The 15254-nt window shown below is 68.9% G+C and carries 15 protein-coding genes and 1 pseudogene; 2 read left to right on the plus strand and 14 right to left on the minus strand.

Features of this window, described 5'->3' with window-relative positions:
- Positions 1-441: 441 nt before the first annotated feature.
- From ACFVWD_RS04845 to ACFVWD_RS04870, 6 genes are all read right to left on the minus strand, one after another.
- Positions 442-1425: a ParB/RepB/Spo0J family partition protein gene (locus ACFVWD_RS04845; protein WP_389593974.1), complete on the minus strand. Its 984-nt coding sequence runs from the start codon at positions 1423-1425 to the stop codon at positions 442-444.
- Positions 1426-1782: 357 nt separating this feature from the next.
- Positions 1783-2568, minus strand: coding sequence for an enoyl-CoA-hydratase DpgD (dpgD, locus tag ACFVWD_RS04850; protein ID WP_389593975.1), 786 nt, complete (start codon positions 2566-2568; stop codon positions 1783-1785).
- Between the two features lie 219 nt (positions 2569-2787).
- On the minus strand, positions 2788-3417 hold the full coding sequence (locus tag ACFVWD_RS04855; RefSeq protein ID WP_389593976.1) for a GNAT family N-acetyltransferase: 630 nt from the start codon (positions 3415-3417) through the stop codon (positions 2788-2790).
- Positions 3418-3456: 39 nt separating this feature from the next.
- A complete protein-coding gene (locus ACFVWD_RS04860) occupies positions 3457-3837 on the minus strand; it encodes a beta-ketoacyl synthase N-terminal-like domain-containing protein (RefSeq protein ID WP_389593977.1) in 381 nt (126 codons plus the stop codon).
- Between the two features lie 179 nt (positions 3838-4016).
- Positions 4017-4778, minus strand: a complete 762-nt coding sequence (locus ACFVWD_RS04865) for a transcriptional regulator (protein ID WP_389593978.1) — start codon at positions 4776-4778, stop codon at positions 4017-4019.
- 671 nt (positions 4779-5449) lie between these two features.
- Positions 5450-5779, minus strand: coding sequence for a deoxyxylulose-5-phosphate synthase (locus ACFVWD_RS04870; protein ID WP_389593979.1), 330 nt, complete (start codon positions 5777-5779; stop codon positions 5450-5452).
- Between the two features lie 446 nt (positions 5780-6225).
- Here ACFVWD_RS04870 and ACFVWD_RS04875 point away from each other — a divergent pair.
- A pseudogene (locus ACFVWD_RS04875) lies at positions 6226-6531 on the plus strand (FtsX-like permease family protein); the annotation flags it as partial.
- A 189-nt stretch (positions 6532-6720) separates the two neighbouring features.
- Here ACFVWD_RS04875 and ACFVWD_RS04880 read toward each other — a convergent pair.
- The 5 genes from ACFVWD_RS04880 to ACFVWD_RS04900 all read right to left on the minus strand — a co-directional run bounded on the left by ACFVWD_RS04880 (position 6721) and on the right by ACFVWD_RS04900 (position 10456).
- Positions 6721-7281 (minus strand): hypothetical protein, encoded by a 561-nt coding sequence (locus tag ACFVWD_RS04880; protein WP_389593980.1) that lies wholly within the window; start codon positions 7279-7281, stop codon positions 6721-6723.
- 132 nt (positions 7282-7413) lie between these two features.
- Positions 7414-8325, minus strand: a complete 912-nt coding sequence (locus ACFVWD_RS04885) for a M56 family metallopeptidase (RefSeq protein ID WP_389593981.1) — start codon at positions 8323-8325, stop codon at positions 7414-7416.
- Positions 8322-8690 (minus strand): BlaI/MecI/CopY family transcriptional regulator, encoded by a 369-nt coding sequence (locus ACFVWD_RS04890; RefSeq protein WP_389593982.1) that lies wholly within the window; start codon positions 8688-8690, stop codon positions 8322-8324. The genes ACFVWD_RS04885 and ACFVWD_RS04890 overlap by 4 nt, the downstream gene beginning before the upstream one ends.
- A gap of 78 nt (positions 8691-8768) precedes the next feature.
- Positions 8769-9356, minus strand: coding sequence for a class I SAM-dependent methyltransferase (locus ACFVWD_RS04895; RefSeq protein ID WP_389593983.1), 588 nt, complete (start codon positions 9354-9356; stop codon positions 8769-8771).
- A gap of 248 nt (positions 9357-9604) precedes the next feature.
- Positions 9605-10456: a helix-turn-helix domain-containing protein gene (locus ACFVWD_RS04900; protein WP_389593984.1), complete on the minus strand. Its 852-nt coding sequence runs from the start codon at positions 10454-10456 to the stop codon at positions 9605-9607.
- A 96-nt stretch (positions 10457-10552) separates the two neighbouring features.
- On the opposite strand from ACFVWD_RS04900, the gene ACFVWD_RS04905 reads away from it, so the two are divergent.
- Positions 10553-12001, plus strand: a complete 1449-nt coding sequence (locus ACFVWD_RS04905; protein ID WP_389593985.1) for an amidase — start codon at positions 10553-10555, stop codon at positions 11999-12001.
- A 12-nt stretch (positions 12002-12013) separates the two neighbouring features.
- Here ACFVWD_RS04905 and ACFVWD_RS04910 read toward each other — a convergent pair whose 3' ends face one another.
- The 3 genes from ACFVWD_RS04910 to ACFVWD_RS04920 form a co-directional block, all read right to left on the minus strand.
- Positions 12014-13027, minus strand: a complete 1014-nt coding sequence (locus tag ACFVWD_RS04910) for a helix-turn-helix domain-containing protein (RefSeq protein WP_389593986.1) — start codon at positions 13025-13027, stop codon at positions 12014-12016.
- A 54-nt stretch (positions 13028-13081) separates the two neighbouring features.
- A complete protein-coding gene (locus tag ACFVWD_RS04915) occupies positions 13082-13726 on the minus strand; it encodes a class I SAM-dependent methyltransferase (protein WP_389593987.1) in 645 nt (214 codons plus the stop codon).
- A 180-nt stretch (positions 13727-13906) separates the two neighbouring features.
- Positions 13907-15145 (minus strand): MFS transporter, encoded by a 1239-nt coding sequence (locus ACFVWD_RS04920; protein WP_389593988.1) that lies wholly within the window; start codon positions 15143-15145, stop codon positions 13907-13909.
- Positions 15146-15254: the final 109 nt, after the last annotated feature.

Raw genomic sequence — 15254 nt, forward strand, 5'->3', positions numbered from 1 at the left:
GGCATGCATCGATGCCCCCGGTTGCCGGGGTCACGGGACCGGGGTGCGGTGGGAAGAATGCGGCTTTCCTGGTTGGAGGCCGGATGCGGGCGCTCCCCGGAGTGTTGTGCGTGACGCGAGTTCCGGAGCTGCTCCGCCTGCCCTCTGGCTCGTTCCATCGTGTGGCGTGGCCGATCTATGGTCAAGACTTCTTGTCCATTTGCCGGTCAAGGCGCCTTGACCATTGCCTCGACCATGATCGACGGCTCGTGCGTGAGCCACAAGGGTGACGCGAAGACGCCCAAGAGGTGACCGCAGGTGGCTTGTTGAGCACCGCGCGGGCGAGTGCCGAGAAGCGACGGCCCAGGCGTCGGGATTGCCGGAAGGAGGCGCCCCGCAGCCACAGGGCGCCGGACGGGACGATGCCCTGTCGGCGCCCTGTGGCTGCGGCGTGGTTGCGGCCTACTGGTCGCTCTGCTTCACGCGTTTACGCAGCTGATGACTGAACTGCCCCCAGGTGGAAGCCATGTCCCGGGCGAGGTCGGCCATCGTGCCGGCGCAGTGCGGCGGGATGGAGTCTAAGAAGACCTCCAGCTCCTCCGCCTCCACCACGCGAGCCAGCAGCAGCCGCAGCAGGGCACGGCCGGACTCGGTGAACCGGAGAGAGGGATCGGCTGCCAGCGACTTGACGGCGAGCTTGGCCTGACGCGACGCCACAGAGGTTGACGTCGCCGCTGACGGGACGACCGGCCGGGCCTGACCCCGAGGCTCGGTGCCCGGCTCCCGCTCTCCACCCCCGCCGACCGACTCCTGCGGAGCGGCCTGCTCTTCCATCCGACGCCGCGCCTGGTAGGCAGTGCTCACGGACACGCCGGCGATGGCCGCGATCTCGCGCAGCGTGGCGTCCGGGCGCTGGGCGACCACGTCGGCCACCACCTGGCGCCGGCGGGCCGCGTCCATCGGGTGGGCGCGACCGTCGGCGCCGATGCGGGTGTTCGAGTGAGGAATTTCCTCACTCGAACGATGACGGATGGCGCCCACCGTCTTGGGCGACAGCCCGGTCACAGCGGCGACGGCCCGGTCCGAGAGCCGGGCATGAGTACCCATCAGCCGGGCGGCGGCATGCTTGCGCTCCTGCAGGCTGAGCGGCAGACCATGGGTCACGTTCAACCGGACCGACTGGAGGAAGAGCTCACTCTCGTCGCCGTCGAAGAACGTGACCTCGATGGTCTCTTCGCCGCGGGCGATAGCCGCGTTCAGGCGGTGCATCCCGTCGATCACGCGCAGCGTGGCTCGGTGCACGAGCACTGGCGGCAGGGCGGATTCCGCCTCCGCGAGCAGCCGCACATGGGCCTGATCGACTCCGTTGGCGCGGGGTGAGTCGGCGGGCAACAGCGCGCCGACCGGCAGCCGTACGGACTCGCCGCCCAGAGGGCGTTCGACCACTCGGGTCGACTGTCGTGTGGTGCCGACCGGCGCGCGCTTTCGCAAGTCGACTGCCTGATTCGGGACATACTGGTCCATCACTCTTCCCCCTATAAACCACGACAATCCGACCCGCCCCGATTTCCACGGCCCGTGTCAGCGGGGAATCCGCGATCAAGAGGAAGCGGCGAGTCATGATCCCGTCAGTGCATCACCGTGCCATGTTCCTCCCGATTACGCGTAGACCGCATCGCGGAATCGACTTCACAGAAACGGTTGATAGCCTCCGGCTTCACAGAAACGGTTGATAGCCTCCGGCACCCACCAGTGCACTCCCGTCCTGGCAGGAGTGCATGGTGCGCCAGGACCGTCAATCATTCAACTTGCCTGCCATCCCGGTTCACGCTTCTCGATGAAGGCCAGCGGACCCTCTATCGCGTCTTTGCTGTGCATCCGCCGCTCTTCCCAGACATAGCGCGTCACGAAGGCGGCGGGGAGCGGCATTGCGGCGGAGGCGGTGGCAGCCTCCTTGATCGCCCGCACCGAGAGCGGGGCACACCGCAGGATGTCGGCCACCCAGCCCTCCACACAGGCGTCCAGTTCCGCGGCCGGCACCGTTTCGTTGACCAGCCCCAGTTCATGGGCCCGCCGGGCGGTCATCGGGCGCCCGGTCAGCAGATGACCGAGAGCCGTCTTCCACGGCAGCTGCCGAGTGAGGCGGAACACTCCTCCAGCCCCTGCCATCAGGCCGAGCTTGGCCTCGGGCAGGGCGAAGACGGCATCGTCGGAGGCGATCAACAAGTCGCAGGCCAGGGCGAGTTCGAAACCACCACCCATGGCGTAGCCCTGCACCTTGGCCACCACCGGCTTGGACAGTTCGAATCGCTCGGTCAGCCGAGGCCAGCCGGGCCTGCCCCGACTGCCGAAGGTCGCCACGCCCGCGGTGCCCTCCCGCACCCTGGCTGCCAGTTCCTTGAGGTCCTGCCCCACCGAGAAGGCCCTGGTGCCCGCTCCGGACAGCACCGCCACCCACAGTTCGTCGTCGGACTCGAAGTCGTCCCAGACCTCGGCGAGTTCCTCGTGCATACGAAGATCCATCGCGTTGAGGACCTCCGGCCGGTTCATGGTGATTCGGGCGACATGACCGTCTTTCTCGTATATCACTTTGGATTTCTGCGGCATGACGTGACAAAGACCTCACAGTCGACGGGAAGGGAAAGCGGTCGGAAAGTTCCGTGTTTCAAGAATGCCGCCTACACGGTTGCAGCAGGAAAGAACCTGCCGCAACGCACACCGGACCCACAACGGTCCATAAATGATGCAGGTTTCAATATTCCCGCACTCAACAAATACTTCCGGAAGAGGCGGCTTTCCGGGTGCAGATCAAGAAGGCAGACGCACGAATGCCGCCAGCGAGGCGCACGAAGCCCAGCCGAGAAACGTGTAGAGCGCCCGGCCCTCCTCGGTCGCGCTGAGTACCACGGTGCGGGCGCCGGAGGCGAGGGCGGCCTCGGTCAGGGCATGCATCACCAGGGTTCCCAGGCCGCGGCGTTGATGTGCGGGGTAGGTGGCGACCCGGTCGACCACGGCCACCACCCCGTCGACCGCCACGTAGCCGGCGGCCGCGGTCTCACCCTCGGTGGTGCACACCCGGACGTGGGTGACAGCACCGTCGGTGGCGACGGCCGTCTCGTAGCCGTTCGGCACCCGGGCGGTGGACCGGCGCGGGGAGGCGGTCATCAGCAACTCGGTGTCCCGGAACTGCCATTCGGGCCCGAGCAGGGCCGAGGCACGCTCGGGGGCGAGGAAGGTCAGGATCCGGGAAGTCGGTTCAGCGGCCTGCTCGGCGACGGCGAGCAGGTCGTCGTCGCCGGTGCGCAGGAGAACGTACCGGGCTCGCTCCCGCGGCCGCCCCACATCGACGCGCATCCCCCACGGCAGCTCGACCGGCACCGGGCTGCGCCGGGCGACCGCCAGGCCCACCACCCAACTGCGCGTCAGTTCCGGCACCATCCACTTTCTCCCTCCCGAGGCTGTGATCGCTCAAGTACGCTACCGACAACGCACAGCGATCACCTCCTCGCCGACTTCGTCTCCGGCCTGAACACCCGGCCGGTGGGTTTCGTCCGCCGGGACGCGCAGCTCCCGCGTGAGCAGGGCCTGCACGGCGAGATGTACCGCCACGAGGGACGACAAGCAGGCGCTCTGCGCGGTGAGGCTGGGACCGGTCAACCCGAGTTTGTACGCGTCCCGTAGAGCGAGCATCGCGGGATCGTTGCCGAGTGTGACCTGGAGGTCGGCAGATACCTCAGCGCGCGGCACCTGGTCGAAGACACGGATCCACCGATTGTGCAGTTGTCCTCCGCTGTACAGCGCCTCCGCGCGGACCCTGTGCCCCAGTCCTTCCGCAGGACCGGCTTCTGGGCGCCTCATCCCGGGGCGGTGTGAAATCGAAGGCAGAACTCTCACCGGCCACAGCCTCGCCCACGGAGCCCGGCGGACGGCCGCATGATCGCGGGAGGCTTCACACCCTGGGCGGACGGGCCAGGAAACGCTGCGCGCAACCAGCGCACATGGGCTGTCGGGCGGCGGAAGCCGTGCGAGCGCCCTCGTCAGTCCTTGTCGTGCATGCGGGCGCGATCCTGCACCTGCCTGGCAAAGATCTCCCAGCTCCGGGCAACGCGTTGGGCGATTTCGGCCATTGTCTGGGAACAGTGCGGAGGCACCGTACCAACGAAATGTTCCAGGTCTTCCGCCGAGACCGAGCGGGCGATGAGCAGGCGGAGCAGAGAACGCCCGGATTCCGTGAAGCGGAGCGAGGGATCGGCCATCAGCACCTTGATCTCGGACTTAATGGTGTCGCCGGTGGCCGTGCGGCCGGGGGAAGCCGAGGCCGGGGTGCCGACGGCCTCTTCGCGCAGTCGACGCTTGGCCTCGTACGCGGTGCTCACGGCGACGCCGGCGAGCTTCGCGACCTCGCGCACCGAGGCGTCCGGGTGTTCCTCCAGAACCGCTACGACAATCTCGCGTCGCCTACCGGAATCGGCGGGGCGCGCGTGCCCGTCAATTCCCACCCGCATGTTCGGCTGAGGATTTTCCTCAGCCGAACATGCGCGGATGCTCCCCACCGTTTTGGGGGACAGCCCCGCCACCCGGGCCAGAGCCCGGTCGGACAAGTGGGGGTGCGTCCTCAGCAGCCGCCTCGCCGCGCCTTTGCGTTCCCGGAGAGACAGTGGCAACCCGTGTCGGACATTGACACGGACCGCGTGCATGAAGATGTCGGACTCAGCGCCGTCGAAGAACTCCACCGCGATGGTGTCATTGCCACGGAGGACGGCCGCCCGCAGCCGGTGCACACCGTCGACAAGGCGCATGGTGGCCCTGTGGACCAGGACAGGTGGTAATGCATCGCCCGCCTCAGCCAGAAGACGTACGCGCTCGTCGTCAGGTTCCCCGAAACGGGGAGAATCAGCACATCGGATCGAAACGATGGGGACGCGGACGACCTGGTCGGAAGATTCGACTACAGTTGCAGCTTGTCGGGTTTCCACGAAATCCCCTACTCCCATGCGGGTCACGCATGGTGGATAGACATCGAGGTAAGGAGAAATTCGGCGAATAGGGTGCTCAGCCGAAAAACGTGAGAGAGGGACTTGCCGAGTCAATGTTCCAGGAGATCCTGACGGACTCGCTGCAAGAACGGGTATACACACCCGAGAATTACGTACATCGGCTACCCCCCGTAAACATGAGCCGACCCGAAGACGGCTCCATCCTGCCGGTTCGAACAAGCAAGCCACAAGCTTACCTCTTGACCTTGACCTTCTCTTTAGCCGGAGGATCTGGTAATTACGCAGGACCTCTGCGGAAAGCAACCATGGCGACGTCCAGCCATCTCACAAAGCGAACGGTTCTTTCTCACTATGTGACCCCAGCCCCGTCGGTCTGGCCGGACTGGCCTCCTTCGCCCTCTCCTGACCTCAGCACCTTGCCTTCGTTCTCGGCGGAGACGAGCACGACCAGCCGTTCGTCGTGGGAATGTCGGTCACGGCACGTCGGGGCGTACCAGTGCCTTGGCGAAGGGCTCGCCAGTGCGTCGGGCGTACGTCATCCGCTCGCGGACTTCCCGCACAGTGCGCGGACGGTAACCGGCCCCGCCGCAGCAGCTCTTGTGGAAGCGCACGCCCGCATGCAGCAGGACAGAGAGTGTCCTCCAGGCCGCGGTGTCCCTACGCGGGGGCGGGGCGAAGGCCGACCCCGCGTGAATCAGCGGCTCGGCGCAACGAGGGCATATCCGCTGCCTGTTCCTGTCGTAAGGCTGCTTGTACGAGGCCCGACAGGGCAGGCATACGTAGGAGGTCTTCGTATGGGCCATATCACCAGGCTAGGCAACGCCTGCGAGGAACTCGACGGAATTTCGAAGCCGGGATGTCCTCGAAGGTCCGCGCGCGTCCGTCTCCCTCAACCGGCCAACGGGCCTCGGGCGATGTTCGGCCGCTCCGTACCGGACGCACAAGCAGCCGTCGTCTATTGGAGTGCGGTTCGGCGAGGACATCCCGCACACTCCTCGGGTGATCGTGTTGCAGCCCGTCCTTGATACGTACACTCCCGCCGGCTTTGCTCTCTCAGGTCACCGGTGCGGACGCAGCCGCCCGAGCTGCCCTCGACAACCAGCCGCTGCGCCCGGACCGCAACCTCGGCAGCCACCTCAGCCCGCCGCCCACCCTCCTCACCACCATCAACTCGATCACCGGGTTCACCAAGAGCCAGCACGCGCCCACGGCCCAGGAGAAGACACCGGTCAGCGCCGTCCGCATCCGGGTGGCCGGTGCGACGGGCGTCGACTCCGGCTCCTGGGCCGGGGTCAACGCGGTCGCCGCCCGAACCTGCGCGCCGAGGTCACCGTCGGCAGTTCCCCCCGGGCTTCAGACCGTAGCGCTGCCTTCGGGCCTGAGCATCCGATCCCGTCGCACCGAGATCGGCACGCTGCGCTGGGCGGGATGGAGCGCGGCGGAGGTCCTCCGGCTGATCCTCGGCGAGTTTGCGGTGGTCGGCGCCAGCGCCGGCGCGCTGGGCTCTCTCCTCCCGTACGGCTTGGGCGCCTTGCTCGGACTGTCCCACTTCGCGGCGAAGGCGGCCCTAATCCTGCCGGTCGCGAGGGTGGCGCCGACAGCGCGAGCCAAGGGCGCGGCAGCGGACCGCCGTACAGAAGGACCCGGCAGCGGATCGCTGCACGGGAGAACACGGCAGGCGTCCGACGGCTCGCCACGTGTCGGCAACCCCACGGCCGTGCGTCTGGGCTCAGCCCGACCTGGCTCAGCCCGTCATGGTGGACTTCGCCCCGGACGGGGTGACGGCGTACCACGACTTGTCCTTGGCCTGGCCGTTCGTCTGTCCGGCCTGGGTGTCGCCCGTGTATCGGTAGAGCGGCCAGCCGCCGAGGGTGAGCTGCTTCTTGCCGTCGCGGTGGACCGTGCCGAGAAGGCTCTTCTCAACGCCCGTGGTCTGTACGGAGTCCTGCGCTATGACGGGGATCCACGTCTTCGTGCACTCACCGGCGCACGTCCACTTGGACGGATTCGCCTGGTCCTTGTCGTAGCGGTAGAGGGTCATCCCCTTGTCGTCGGTCACCACGCTGCCCATGCCTCCCACCGTCTTGGCCATGAGCATGGTGGTCGCAGCCGTGTTCCCGCTGCCGGAGTCACCGTTGGCGGTCGGTGCGGGGGTCGCGGACTCCGAGGCGGCCGTGGCGACCGGAACGGCGTTGCCGGGGCTCGTACCGGTGGAGGTCTTTTCCGTTGAGCTGCCGCACGCCGCCAGGAGTAGCGCCGAGGCGAGCCCTGCGGCAGAGAGGAGGACGATGCGTTGCTGGATCACGGAGTTTCCCTTCGGCGGTCGTTCTGCTTACTCCCTTAGCACGTTGGGTAACTCCCGCCCGCTCAGCCATCGGCGGCACATGGCGACGCCTTGACCGACGGCGGAGGGCAACTCAGGAAGCCTAGTTGGCGGTCAGCCGACGCCTGGCGGGCAGACGACCAGGAGCGGAAGCAGCGGGACCGCCACGGCCATGACAGCCATGGCAGCCCACAGGGCGGGGTGCGGGGTCTTGCGGGGGCCGAGGACCCGCTTCAGGCGGATCAGGACGGTGTGGTCGGCCGCGCCGAACGCGCCCTTCGGCGTGCGGGCCGCCGCCATCTCGTACATCGCCGTGGCCAGCACCTCACCGGAGTGACCGCGCAGGGCCCGGTCGTCGGCGACCATCTCCAGAAGGAGCGCCGTCTGTTCCCGGGCGTGACGGGCGAGCGGCAGCGGACGGAAGACCGAGTGGAACGCCTCCGTCGCCGCCAGGACCAGGTGATGACGTCCTGAGATATGGGCCTGCTCGTGTTCCAGTACGGCGCCGAGCTGTTCCGGCGTGAGTTCACGGACGGCCGCCTCGCTGATCACGATCCGGGCGTGGCGGCCCGGCAGGCTGTAGGCGGCGGGGACGTCGTACGGCATGACCGTGGCACGCAGCCGTAGTGAGTGGCGGCCCACCAGGTCCACGGCTTCCCGGTGGCGCGCCCGTGCGCGGCGGGCTCGTACGACATGGAAGGACAAGCTCGCGGTGAGGGCGGTCCCGATGGCGGCCGGCAGGGCGATGGCGAGCCGGTCGGCGGAGCCGGGGTCGGGCTCGCCGGCGCCGACATCCATGCCGCAGGAGTGCAGCAGGCCCATGACTCCCGCGTGCAGATGTTCGGTCGACATGGCCAGGTGGTACGCGGCGAGCGCGGCGCCCATCGAGAACGAGACCGTCAGGGCATGCCAGACCGCCGCGGCCAGAGCGGGCGCCCGGTGCGGCCAGCGGGCCCGCAGGAGCAGGTGCGGAGCGACGAAACCCACGACCGCCGTGTAGCCGACCAGGACGGGAGCGGCGTTCACGGCTTCGCCCGTCGGCCCATGTTTCGCAAAGCCCTGCGCAGAGCGGCCACTTCTTCCTCCGACATGTTCTCCACGAAGTGGAGCAGCGCGGCCGAGCGGTCCTTGCTCTCCCCCAGGCCGTCCTCCATGAGCGCGGCGGCGTAGGCCTCACGGCTGCGGACCGGCGCGTACAGCCAGGCGCGCCCCTGCTTGCCCCGCAGCAGCCAGCCCTTCGTGTAGAGGATGTTGGTGACGGTCATCACCGTGGTGTATGCGATGGGGCGGGTCTTGTTGATGTCGTCGACGACCTCGCGCACTGTTGCCGGACGGTCCCACGTCCAGAGGCGATCCATGATCTCCGCCTCCAGATCCCCCAGCCGCCGCACGGCCCGACTCCCTCTCGCCGTCGAGTACGTAGGGCCATAGTAGACGGCTGACCTGTCGCATTTCCGTGGGCAACATGCTCAGCGGCGCTTGACGGCATGCAGAAATGTGATGCCGAGCCACGGGCCGCCGTACCAGTACCCCGGGCCGAGTCCGCGCAGTGTGCCCTGGCCGATGTGCTCGGCGTACTTCCTGGCCATGGGCCAGAAGTCGGCGACGAGCAACTGCCCGCCCGGGCGCAGCACCCGCATGGCCTCGTCCACCGCGCGGTATCGCCCCTCGGGCGACGGGATGTTGTGGATCGCCAGCGCGCTCGTCACGACGTCGAAGGAGCCGTCCGCAAACGGCAACGCGGTCATGTCGGCCGTACGTACTTCCACCCGGTCGGCGACCCCTGCCGCAGCGGCGTTGGCGAGCGTGGCTTCGGGCCGGTTTCCGCTCTGGTCCTTTCCGGACCACAGGTCCACGCCCACGGCGTGTCCCGTCGGCAGCCGCCGGGCCGCCTCGATCAGCACCGCGCCGCGACCGCAGCCCAGGTCCAGCAGCTGCTCGTCACCCTTCAAGTCGGCCCGGTCCAGCTCCTGCCTCCAGATGCGGAGCTTGCCGTGCAGTGTGGTGTGCAGGTAGATGCCGGTGCTGGCAAGCAGTACCGTCCCCGCAGTCACCATCGCGTTCCGTCCTGGCCGCCACCGGCCGGCGGCCACGCAGCAGGCCGCGCCGACGGCGCCGAGTGTCGCAGGGAACGCTGGAGCGTCAACGCCGTACCGCGGCCGCTGAAGGCGCGGCGGTGGGGAGTCATCCCGGTTCTTGGACATACGCGCAGTGTCACAAGCTCGGCTGCCGGGCGGCTTGTAGAAATGTTCCCCCATGGCCAACGCGCCACCGGCCTCGCGCCTGCCGGGTGCAGACCGTCGGGTCAGGACTTGGACAGGTACTCGGGGGCGGCCCACGCGACGTCGTCGACCGCAAGCCATGGCGCAGCCGCGACGGCCGTGGGCGTCACACCGGCGAAGGCCATGACATCCCGATGGAGGTGGGACTGGTCGACGTAGCCGATCTCCGCCGCCACCCGTGCGGCGCTGTGCCCCGCGGCCAGACGGTGGGCCGCGTGATCGAAACGGACAAGCTGAGCAGCGCGCTTGGGGTGGAGACCGATCTGGGCTCGGAACCGGGACCACAGTCGCTTACGGCTCCAGCCGACCTCGGCTGCCAGCCGCTCGACCCGGACCCCTCCCAGGTTCGTCACCATCTGCCGCCACACGAAGGCGACTTCGGGCTCGATCGCTCGGCCTGCCTCGTGTCGTCGAACGAGCGCCGCCTCCGCGATCGCGAACCGGTCGTCCCATGACCTGGCAGCGCGCAGTTGCTCTTGGGTTCGCGCAGCATCGCGGCCCCAGAGGTCATCGAGGGAGACCACCGTCCCGCCCAACTCCGAAGAGACGCCCAGCACGGCGTGCGCGATCACCGGCGACAGCCGCACCTGCAAGCACTCGATGTCACGGCCGCGCCCTCGAACGCCGCTGGGCACGAGTCCGACGACAACACTGCCGCTCTGCTGCCGGCCGTTGCTGTCGTCGACGGTGAACGGCTCGTCGCCGAGGCTGACGGCCACCGTGACAGCCGGGTACGGGATCACGCTCAGGTCGAAGAACTCCGTGGTACGAGCGCTGAATCCGGCCATGCTGACCCCTGGCAGCAGGCCGGGCCGGGACGGGGTGGCGATGTCCCACACCGCCGCAGCGTCATGAGCCGACTCGGCGGATCGCATGTCGTCAAGCTACGCGACATTCGTCCAAGACGGGATATCGGAGACGCGACGACACTGACGGCTTCTGCAAGCACCGCGGACCAGAAGGGACCGATCGTGACGCTCTCGCCGATTGACCCGTTCGACCCGTTCACGCCGGCCGTCGAACTCGCCGCAGCCATACGACGAAAGGAGGTGAGCCCGGTCGAGGTGGCCGACTGCTGTCTCGAGCGGATGGACGAGCTCGACCCCCGGCTGAACGCCTTCTGCCACCGGGCCGACGACGACGTCCGCAAAGCCGCGGCTGCCGCGGCCGATGCGGTGGCGCGGACCGCGTCGGCCGAAGACCTCCCGCCGTTCCTCGGCGTCCCGCTGCCGATCAAGGACCTGCTCGACGTGGCCGGATGGCCCACCACCCATGGGTCCGCCGGTGCCGGGCGGGCGCCGGCCACGGCATCGGACCCGGTCGTGCAACGGTTCGTGGACGCGGGGTTCATCCTGCTCGGCAAGACCACCACGTCCGAGTTCGGTGCCCTGCCCTTCACCGAGAACGAAGCCCTGGGCATCTCGCGCAGCCCGTGGGACCCGGATCGAACGCCGGGCGGATCGTCGAGCGGAGCGGGCGCTGCGGTCGCCGCCGGGATGGCGTCCATCGCCCATGCCGAAGACGGCGGCGGGTCGATCCGCATCCCCGCGTCGTGCAACGGTCTCGTCGGGCTCAAACCCACTCGCAGCCTGGTCACCAACGCGACCGTCAGCGTGGAAGGTCTCGGCACCAGCGGCGTGCTCACTCGCACGGTGGCCGACACCGCGGCCGCCCTCGATGTGCTGGCGCGCCATGATCCGGCCGCGTGGTGGTCACCCCCGACCCCGCACAGGTCCTTCGCCACCGCGATGCAGACGGACCTGCCGACCGGGCTGCGGATCGGTGTGCTCACGGACTCCCCGATCGACGGGATACACGTGCACCCGGCGTGTACTGAAGCCGTCACCGTCACTCTTCGGACGCTCGAATCGGCCGGTCACGACATCGTCGACACTCGCCTACCGCTCCCCCCGACCGACGAGTTGGTGGCGGCGTTCACGACCATCTGGAACGTCGGCGGTAGCGGGATCGTGCTCGCGGACCCGGACCGTGTCGAGCCCCACAATCGTGCCCTGCGTGACGCGGCACGATCGATCGACTCGTGGTCCTACGCGGAAGGGGTGCGGAAGACCCAGCAGTTGTCGCGGCGCATAGTGGAGGGCTTTGTCGCCGGCTTCGACCTCCTGGTCACGCCCACGATGGCGTGCCTCCCGCCGCTCGTCGGTGCCTGGCGGGCAGGCACTGACGCCGATCCCCTGATGGCACTGCGGAACAGCTATCCGATGGGCGTGTTCACGTCGGTGTTCAACGTGACAGGCCAACCGGCGATCTCCGTCCCCGTCCACCACGACGACGCCACCGGCTTGCCCGTCGGCGTCCAGATCGTCGCCGCACCGTGGCGGGAGGACCTCCTGCTCCAGGTGTCTCGCACCCTCGAACTGGCACACCCCTGGACCGATCGCCGCCCGCCCGTCAGCTGAGTGGGGAGGAAGTCAGTCCACAGGGGATCGGCTGAGCATCCGCTCCCGCTCGGAGAGTGCCTGGAGCCGGTATTCCTTGGGGGAGAGCCCGTAGGCGGTGCGGAAGGCGCGGGTGAATTCGGAGGCACGGGGGAAGCCCCAGCGGGCGGCGACCGCGTGGATCGGCGTGGTGCGCAGCGAGGAGTCGGCCAGGTCACGGCGGGCGCTCTCCAGCCGCCGGCGGCGGATCCAGGCCGCGACCGTCTCGCCCTGCGACTGCTCCTGAAAGATCCGGTACAGGTAGCTGCGCGAGATGTGGTGCGCGGCGGCGATCGCGGGCGGCGTCAGCTCCGGGTCGTGGAGGTTCTGCCGGATGAACGCCTGGATGCGTTGTGCTGTGGCCCGCTGGCGGGTCTCCTGCGGAAGGGCGGCCTCTGCGTCCAGTACTTGGGCGAACCAGGCCGACACCAGGTCGAGTACGACCGTACCCAGGCGTGGCGCGTCGGACGGCTGAAGGGTTTCGGCCTGCCGGTCAAGGCCGACGAGGAACTCGGTCAGCAGAGCGCCGGTACCCTCCTGCCCCGACAGCCCCCGGCCCAGCAACTCCCGCACGAGGTGCGGCGGCAGGGGCAGCAACGCCTTGGGGAAGTCCACGCCGACCCCCTTGACGGCACGGCGATCCCGGTCGTCCAGCGGCCGGAGGTCGTACGGCCGCGAGCCGTCGACCATGTGCAGGTCACGCGGGCCGAATGTGTCGGTCCGTCCGGCGTGTTCGAGAGCCAGTCCTCCATCGAGCAACAGCGTCAGGTGGTACAACTCGGGGTCGGACCGTCGCACCATTTTTCCGCTCCGCCGGTAGCGGGTCGGCAGGAACGACGACGGCCATACGGTCACCGGCCCCAGCTCCATCAGCCGGTACTCCGCCCAGTAGTCGGCGGTGTGGGCACTGATCAGGTCGCTCGATCGCGTCCGGCCGACCAGTTCCCGCCAGTACTCGAACCTGTCCTCCGCAGGCACGTCCTCGCTTCGGAACACGGTCCCGATCATTCCGTCTCATCTCCCCTGGCCCCAAGACCGTGGCCACCCATGTCCACACCTGAGCTACTTGGCTGCGCGCATCAGCAGATGACCATGACGGAACTGGCGTTCCTCCTCGCGCGGCGCACGCAGCATCCGGCCGACCTCGACGAACCCGGCTTCACCGGCCAGCCCCGCGAGGTCGTCGATCGGCCATCGGTACGCCGTCACCACTTTGTGGTCGAACGCTGTGACCGGCTCACCCTCCGACTCGAAGAACGCGAGCGAGAGGTAGCCGTCAGGCGCGAGTATCCGCCGGAACTCGGCGAAGTACGAGGGCACCTCCTGCGGTGGGGTGTGGATGACCGAGTAGTAGGACACGATGCCGTTCAGCGTGCCGTCGGCCAGGTCCAGGGCGTCCATGGAGCCGACCTCGAACCGCAGGTCCGGGTATGCCTCGCGGGCGAGATCGATCATCACCGGCGACAGGTCGACGCCGAAGACATCCAGCCCCAGGTCCCGCAGGTGCGCGGTGATGCGTCCCGGGCCGCATCCCAGCTCCGCGACGGGCCCGGCGCCGATGGTCCGTACGAGGTCGGCGAACGCGGCGAGCATCGCGCGATCCAGCGGAAGAACGTCGAGCTCATTACGGAAGAGTTCGGCGTAGCGGACTGCGACGGCGTCGTAAGCGTCCGCTGTCGCACCGAGATGCGAGGAGGGTTCGGTCACAGAGGAGGGTTCAGTCACAAGCGAGGACACTAGCTCGTCGCGCGGGGCCATCTCAGCGAGGGCAGACAGGAGTTGGTAGAAGTCCCTGTTCCATGCGGAGGGGTCACGGGGGGGGCGGCGATACCCAGCCGGCAGCCTTGCTGTGCGGGATCGGGGGTGGGCCGGCGGTCCGGCTCCGGGTCATTGGGTGCGGTGGTGACGGAGGGCCGGCAGGGCCAGGAGGACGCCGAGGACGAGCGTGGCGGCGACGACGCGCAGGATGCCGCCGAAGCCGAGGCCGGTCAGCGCGCCGGTGAGCTGCGGGCCCAGGCTGGCGCCGATGAACATGCTGCATCCGTAGAGGGCGACGGCCGCGCCGCGGGCGTGCGGGGCCGTGGCGTTGATGGTCTCGACGACGGCGGGTGCCGCTGCCGCGACGGCTGCCACGAACAGGAGCAGAGCGATGGCCAGCGGCACGGTGTGACCGCCGAGGAAGGAGCCGGCCGCGACGGTGAGGGCGGCCAGCGCGAAGGCGAGGACCGCGCGCGGGGGTGCCGCCAGGCGCTGGAGCGCACGGGCGAGCACGGGGATGGCGACCAGGGCGGGCAGCGCGCTGGCTCGCAGGGCGAGGATCGCGGAGGAGTTCCCGGCGATGCCGGTCGGCCCGGCGATGGCCACCGCCGTGTAGATGGCGACGAAGGAGGCCATCAGGGCCACGGTCGACAGGTAGAGGGCGACCATGCGCGGCCGGCGCAGTAGTCGCGGCATCGCCGCGAACGCCTGGCTCAGCCCGCCGCCGGTGCCGTGACGGAGGGTGGGCCGCAGGACTCGGCGCACCGGGATCAGGCTCAGGGCCATGAGGGCGGCGCCGAGCCAGAAGACCGCGCGCCAGCCGAGCCCCTCCGCGACGGCCTGGGCGCCGATCTGCAGGAGCACGGCGGCGGCGAACATGCCACTGGTGATGCAGGTCAGAGCCGTGCCGCGACGCTGTGGCGCGATGTGGTGGACGACGTAGGAGAGCGCGGAGGGCGCGAAGGTCGCTGCGGTGAGTCCCTGCAGGCTGCGCAGGGCGATGGCCGTGGGGAGGTTGGGGGCGGCGCTGACCGCCAGGGTGGCTGCCGTGGCGGCCACGAGCCCGGCCGTGATCACGGCGCGCGAACCGTAGCGGTCCGACAGCGGACCGGCCAGCAGAAACCCGGCGGCGTAGGCGAAGCCGAACGCCGTCGCCGTCCAGGTGACCTGCTCTGGTGTGGTGCCGAGCGCGGTGGCCATGGGATGCAGCAGGGCCAGGACGGTGTACATCTGGCCGACCATCAGGACGCCGAGTGCGGTCAGCAGCGCGATAGTCGGGGCGGCGGGCGCCCAGGAGGGCGGCTGGTCCGGGGTGCTGGACGCGGCTGTTGTGTGCCGGGGGGACGTGGTGGAAGTGGGGTGGGACATGGGAACTCCAGAAGGGGGCGTCTGGTCGCCGCCCCGCGTTTTTGCGCGCGGCACGATCGGCCGATGGCACCACCGGGATCGGGTGAGTGCCCCCGGCCGTGGGAGGAAC

The organism is Streptomyces sp. NPDC058086, assembly GCF_042885015.1.
In the GTDB taxonomy this organism is placed as follows: Bacteria; Actinomycetota; Actinomycetes; order Streptomycetales; family Streptomycetaceae; genus Streptomyces.

Excerpts from the sequence above, each read along its gene's own strand:
- ACFVWD_RS04910 (WP_389593986.1), bottom strand. The coding sequence starts at position 13,027 with ATGATCGGGACCGTGTTCCGAAGCGAGGACGTGCCTGCGGAGGACAGG.
- ACFVWD_RS04900 (WP_389593984.1), bottom strand. The coding sequence starts at position 10,456 with ATGCGATCCGCCGAGTCGGCTCATGACGCTGCGGCGGTGTGGGACATC.
- ACFVWD_RS04920 (WP_389593988.1), bottom strand. The coding sequence starts at position 15,145 with ATGTCCCACCCCACTTCCACCACGTCCCCCCGGCACACAACAGCCGCG.
- ACFVWD_RS04870 (WP_389593979.1), bottom strand. The coding sequence starts at position 5,779 with ATGGCCCATACGAAGACCTCCTACGTATGCCTGCCCTGTCGGGCCTCG.
- ACFVWD_RS04855 (WP_389593976.1), bottom strand. The coding sequence starts at position 3,417 with ATGGTGCCGGAACTGACGCGCAGTTGGGTGGTGGGCCTGGCGGTCGCC.
- ACFVWD_RS04895 (WP_389593983.1), bottom strand. The coding sequence starts at position 9,356 with ATGGTGACTGCGGGGACGGTACTGCTTGCCAGCACCGGCATCTACCTG.
- ACFVWD_RS04860 (WP_389593977.1), bottom strand. The coding sequence starts at position 3,837 with ATGAGGCGCCCAGAAGCCGGTCCTGCGGAAGGACTGGGGCACAGGGTC.
- ACFVWD_RS04865 (WP_389593978.1), bottom strand. The coding sequence starts at position 4,778 with ATGCGCCTTGTCGACGGTGTGCACCGGCTGCGGGCGGCCGTCCTCCGT.